The sequence below is a fragment of the Deltaproteobacteria bacterium genome, from assembly GCA_016930875.1.
In the GTDB taxonomy this organism is placed as follows: Bacteria; Desulfobacterota; Desulfobacteria; order Desulfobacterales.
Map to the genome: position 1 here is coordinate 1 of JAFGFW010000172.1, position 5286 is coordinate 5286.

Consider the following 5286-nt stretch of genomic DNA (forward strand, 5'->3'; position numbering starts at 1 on the left):
ATGATCCGTGGAATCGGGCGTCGAAAGATATTCATAAATGACAGGGATCGGGAGGATATGCTCGATCGGCTGGCCAAACTCCTGCCTGAGACCCAAACGGCCTGTTACGCATGGGTATTGATGCCGAATCATGCCCGTTTTCTTTTCCGAACGGGTCTGGCGCCCCTTGCCAAGGTGATGAGAAGGCTCCTCACGGGTTACGCCGTCAGTTTTAATCGCCGCCACAAGCGCCACGGCAAGCTGTTTCAGAATCGTTACAAATCCATTGTCTGCCAGGAAGATGCCTATCTGAAGGAACTTGTCCGGTATATTCACCTGAATCCGGTCCGTGCCGGCATTGTTGCCGGGCTAAAAGAATTGAATAGATACCCATATTGCGGGCATAGCGCACTTACGGAAAGAAAAAAGAGACCGTGGCAGGATGTGGACTATGTTCTAGGATATTTCGGCAAAACGACAAATCGGGCAAGAAAGGCCTATCTCAAGTACGTGGAGGCAGGAATCGGCCAGGGTCGTCAGGATGAACTGACAGGCGGGGGATTAATTCGAAGTCTTGGAGGTTGGTCGGAGGTAAAGAGGCTGAGACGCCAGGGGCAGGACCATGTCATGAGCGATGAGCGGATTTTAGGAGATTCGGAGTTTGTAGAGGCGGTGCTCTCCCAGGCCGAGGAAAAGTACGAGCGTCATTACGCATTGAAACGTCGCGGTTATGACCTGGATCGGATTGCCAAAAGGGTCGCCGAAATCTACGGGATTAAACCGCGCGAAATATTTTCCAAGGGTAAGCAGCAACAAAGAGTGAAGGCAAGGAGCCTTTTCTGCTTTTGGGCAGTCAGGGAGTTGGGGATTTCGCTTAGAGAACTGGCCGGGCGGTTGGAAATGAGCCCCCCTGGCGTGGGGTTTTCGGTTGAAAGGGGAGAAACCATTGCGCGCGAAAATGGATTGCAATTAATCGAATAAGGTGTTGTCCTGACGATCTCAATCAAAGCCTGAACAGGAGAAAACCCGTGGGAATGATGAAACTCGAAGAAATCAAAATCATATCAACCCAAGACTACCTTGATGAGATCGTAAACTCGGGTTGGACGATCGTGGGACCAAGAAAAGACCCGGAGAAAGATCTTCGCTTCGCAAAGAACTTTTTGAAGCGCAACATAGAATTCCACCCCCAACATGTCCTGGAGGCTAAAGCATTCAAAGTTGTCCCCCCGAGTCCCTTAACGCGCGGCTATGAACTCATGTACAAGGACGAAGGACAACTCATCCGGTACACCAGAAGTCAGTACAAGCTTACCTCTGGGGGAATTGAAGTCCCCCTCTATGTCCTGTTGAAGAATAATGAAGCCGACTGCAGGATTTTGCCCACATGTCAGAAGACTTAAGAGACAAACTATACCTGAGTCAGGACGACGTTTTACGACTTGGCTTCATGAGGGCTCCTGGAATCTATCATTACAGGAGTCATTATCGCAGAGGATTGCGCTCCCACCTTATTGAGATATTGGATCCCAGGGATATAGAAAATGAAACAAAGGGATTTGTCATCAATGGGTTGAGGCGCTATCCGACGGCTGAGCCTTTGAAGATACTGCGGATATTCAGAACCCGATTTGACACCCTAAAAGAGGCTGAGGAAGAGATCAAAAGAGTAAAAATCATAGAAACCTATTTGGCCCCGGAGCATATGGCGATGTCTGAAGAATTTCTCGTGACTTACATAAAGGATGGGAAATACCATATCATTCTTTGCGGCCTCCAGGACTATGTAAAAGGTGAAATATTGGATCCATGGAGTCCTTTGAACATGGACCATTTGGTCTCACTCTTGTCTGACATGGGGTTCAAGAAAGATAAGGGTTCAGATCCAGACACCGACACATGGAGCCACAGTGTTCGCGAGAAGGCTGAGAACTTCATAGGAAAGGCCAAACAGATGATTGAGCAGGCACATCATGTCCCCGATCTTGCAGGTGTGGGGAATCTTCTACTTACCCGGTCTGGACAAATCAAGCTGGTGGATATTAACAATGTCTCCAGGGTATCCTTTGATTCGACCATCAAGGTGGACGACAGGGGTTACCCGGTCTGTGATAAGTCCATTGAGGTTCTGTCACTGCTCGAGCGCAAATTGCTTGCCAGACCTGTGAGCAAAATGGACCCTATTTATCAAACATTTCTTGACCCAGGAAGGATGAAGGAGGTTCAGGAAAGAGAAGAGGCGTTCAACCTTGCTATGCAAGCACCATTGTCTTACTCCGGGGCGTCCTGATGGTTGTGGTCTTAAAATCCGCTCGTTGATCCCTCCGTTTACAGAAGCCCGTGGAGCTTCTCGATCACATCTGCATATTCGTCACCACGGAAGCAAAACTGCAATTCAAGGAAACGTTTCCGCAAGGCCTTCACCTCTTCGGTGACATTACGATCCTTTTTGGCGATATCGTAGATAAGGCCTGCCAGGGTGCGGAAGTCATCTTTTTCCATGCCAAAGCGCGTCATTTCAGAGACTCCCATCCGCAGCGCACCGGAGGCGGTAAAGCCTTCTTCATCCGTGTTCGCCTGGTAATTGCAGATAATATTGTTCGCCTCGAGCCGCTTGGCAATCTCCGGTCCGTGGCTGTAACCGACATCGACAACGACCTGATGGGTTTCCGTGAAGTCAATGGCCGGATCGCCATCAACGTCTAATCCAGCGTCCTTGAGTGCCCGTGCAAATGCCTTGGCGTTTGCGATGACCTTGGGCTGGTATCGGTTCTTGAAGTGGTTCATCTCGTAGGCGGCCAAAAGCAGGCCGAGCAGCGTGCCCAGGTGGTGGTTGGAGACCGCTCCGGGGAAGGCCCGCCGAAGCAAGGACTCCCAAAGCTCGTAGCGTTCTTCATGTTCCTCAAAACGGCTGCCCACCACACCGCGCTGTGTGCCGAAGAAGGTCTTGTGCGTCGATCCGGTGACTATGTCCGCCCCTTCGCCAAAGGGCTGCTGAAAATGCGGTCCGATAAGTCCCAGCACATGGGCCATATCGTACATGATTACGGCATCGATGCCCTGGCCGTCGAGGAACTGGCGGATCTTGGCGACGGGCTCCTTGTGCAGCACCATGCTCTTACCGAAAACGATTAACTCCGGTCGATACTGATCGATCAACTTTAGCGTGGCGGGCACGTCCATCTTGTGTGGATTGTCGGCCAAGACAGGGAATTTCACCACAGCCGGGCGCTCCGTGCGCGGGTCCCGGGCCACAAAGTCTTTCAAGGCGCCCATAGGTTGGGCGCTCAGGTGGCCACCCTTGCCGATATGATTGTTCATGACCTGGCGAATGCGCCGCGGCTCAACCTTGCGGTCAGCGCGATTGATATAGTCGACCATGGCGCTGAATACGGCTGTATTGGCCATCTGCCCGCTAACGAGACGCGTTTCCACGTTTTCACAGCCGAGGAATCCCTTCATTTCCTCTTCCAGCATCCGTTCAACTTCGCCTATGAACTCGGTGCCCTGGTAATAGAAGACTTGTAGATCGTAAAACGCCGGGGCCTTCTTGTGCTCTGCATAGCGAAACGCCGGGTCCATGACCGAAAGGAGCCGGACCGTGGGCGAAGCCGTCATCTCTGATGGAATAAGGTTAATACACCGGCCTTGTCGCCATTGGGTGTTATCTACGGCTTTTTCCATCAGCCGCAGGGCCTTGGTGGGCCTATTACCCGCAGGGATCGCCTCCTCTTCTATTTCGTAATCAAAGATGATGGGCCTGGCATAGGGAGGCGCATCAGAGCGCATGTGGAACTGCACGGCCGCAGCGTCGACGGCCTTGCCGCGAATGTCTATGGTAAGCCGGTCGTCCTCGATGATGTCGCTGTCAACGTATGCAAGACAGATGGAGCGCAACTGGTGTTGGTCGGTCTGCGCAGATTCCAGCCCTTCGCCCTGAACGCTCCACATGGGGACCATGGTGCCGCTGGTGACATAGCCCACGTGCTTGCCATCCTTGAACACCTTGGCTCCGTGGCGGGCAACGCCTCGCCCGGCCACAGCAATGGGCTGGATGATCCGCGGCAGGTCAGCGATGCGTGAATAGTCCCGGAAGACGATTCTCTTGAAAGCCTCATGCTGCACGGCCAGCTTGTCTTTGCCCGGAAAATCCCCTTTGAGCGGAGAAAAGCTGACAGCAAATTTTGCCAACGGGCAGGCAAAAATGGGGATTTCCTTCCCCTCGGGGTCTTCGCCCAACTCATTGCCATAGAGTGGTAGACCGGCTTCCAGTCGCAGTGTATCGCGGGCGCCAAGGCCGATAGGGCTCGCTCCTTTTGCTATGACGGCGTCCCACAGCTTCGGACCGTCGTCCCGGTTCACAAACAGCTCGAAACACAACGGCTCGCCCGTATAACCTGTGCGGGCTACTTTCACCTCAGCGCCAGCCATTGTCACTATAGTTACGGTGTTTCGCATGGGTTCCGGCATGGGACCGGATTCGATGATCCCTTCCAGGATCTCACGGGATTTCGGCCCCTGAAGTGAAAGCATGGCGATCTCTTCACTGCGATCCATCAGCTCGACGTCATCGAACTCCTTCACGATTCCATGAAAGTGATCCCAGTCTTTTTCGAGATTGGCGGCGTTGACGACCAAGAGGTACTCATCCTCGACAAAGCGATAAAGATAGGCGTCGTCCACTGCCCCGCCGGTCTCGTTTTGAATAAACGTGTACTGGGCTCCTACCGTAATAATGTCGAGGGCTTGAGCGTTGTTCGTCAAGACGTGCTGAAGGAACTTCAGCGCCCCAGCGCCTCGGACAATGAACCGGCCCATGTGGGAGACATCAAAAAGCCCTGCACTTTTGCGGGTGGCCAGGTGCTCGTTCACGATGCCAGCGGGGTAAAGAATAGGCATTTCCCAGCCAACAAATTCCACGATCTTGGCGCCCAGGGCCTTGTGCCGGTCATGGAAAACGGTCCGGTGAAGCTCGCCCATCAATCCTCTCCTTTGTTTCAATTTAGAAAGTGAACGGATGAAAACGCTTTAAGACAGCGTAAATCAGAAAACTTAAATATTATCAGGCTCGACTGGTTCGGTCAACCAGAGATTGAGTCCCTATTTGCATTCATGGCCGCGATGTGATAATTTCCGGCATCTTTTTGTCCGTTAAGCGCCTTCCTGGATTAAGGGTTCGCGAAGAAATAAGTTTACATTTTCAGGAGTCGAGGCGCACGGATGGCAAGGCGCGAGGAGGGCGAATAGCAAGCTATTTAACCGACGAGCAACGCAGCCAGGCGGGATGGATCGGCGCATCAAAATGTG

4 protein-coding genes are annotated in these 5286 nt (G+C 52.6%); 3 read left to right on the top strand and 1 reads right to left on the bottom strand.

From position 1 onward, the window contains the following. The 3 genes from JW883_14805 to JW883_14815 all read left to right on the top strand — a co-directional run. Positions 1-960, top strand: a 960-nt coding sequence (locus JW883_14805) for a transposase (GenBank protein ID MBN1843537.1), incomplete at its 5' end; no start/stop codon positions are given. Between the two features lie 53 nt (positions 961-1013). Continuing rightward, complete coding sequence (locus tag JW883_14810) at positions 1014-1382, top strand: hypothetical protein (protein ID MBN1843538.1); 369 nt, start codon at positions 1014-1016, stop codon at positions 1380-1382. Next, positions 1367-2269 (top strand): hypothetical protein, encoded by a 903-nt coding sequence (locus tag JW883_14815; GenBank protein ID MBN1843539.1) that lies wholly within the window; start codon positions 1367-1369, stop codon positions 2267-2269. Before JW883_14810 ends, JW883_14815 begins: the two co-directional genes overlap by 16 nt. A gap of 38 nt (positions 2270-2307) precedes the next feature. Here the strand turns inward: JW883_14815 and gcvT are convergent, their stop codons facing one another. Next, the gene (gene gcvT / locus JW883_14820; GenBank protein MBN1843540.1) at positions 2308-4959 is read right to left on the bottom strand and encodes a glycine cleavage system aminomethyltransferase GcvT; all 2652 of its coding nucleotides are present in this window, start codon (positions 4957-4959) and stop codon (positions 2308-2310) included. Positions 4960-5286 lie beyond the last annotated feature (327 nt).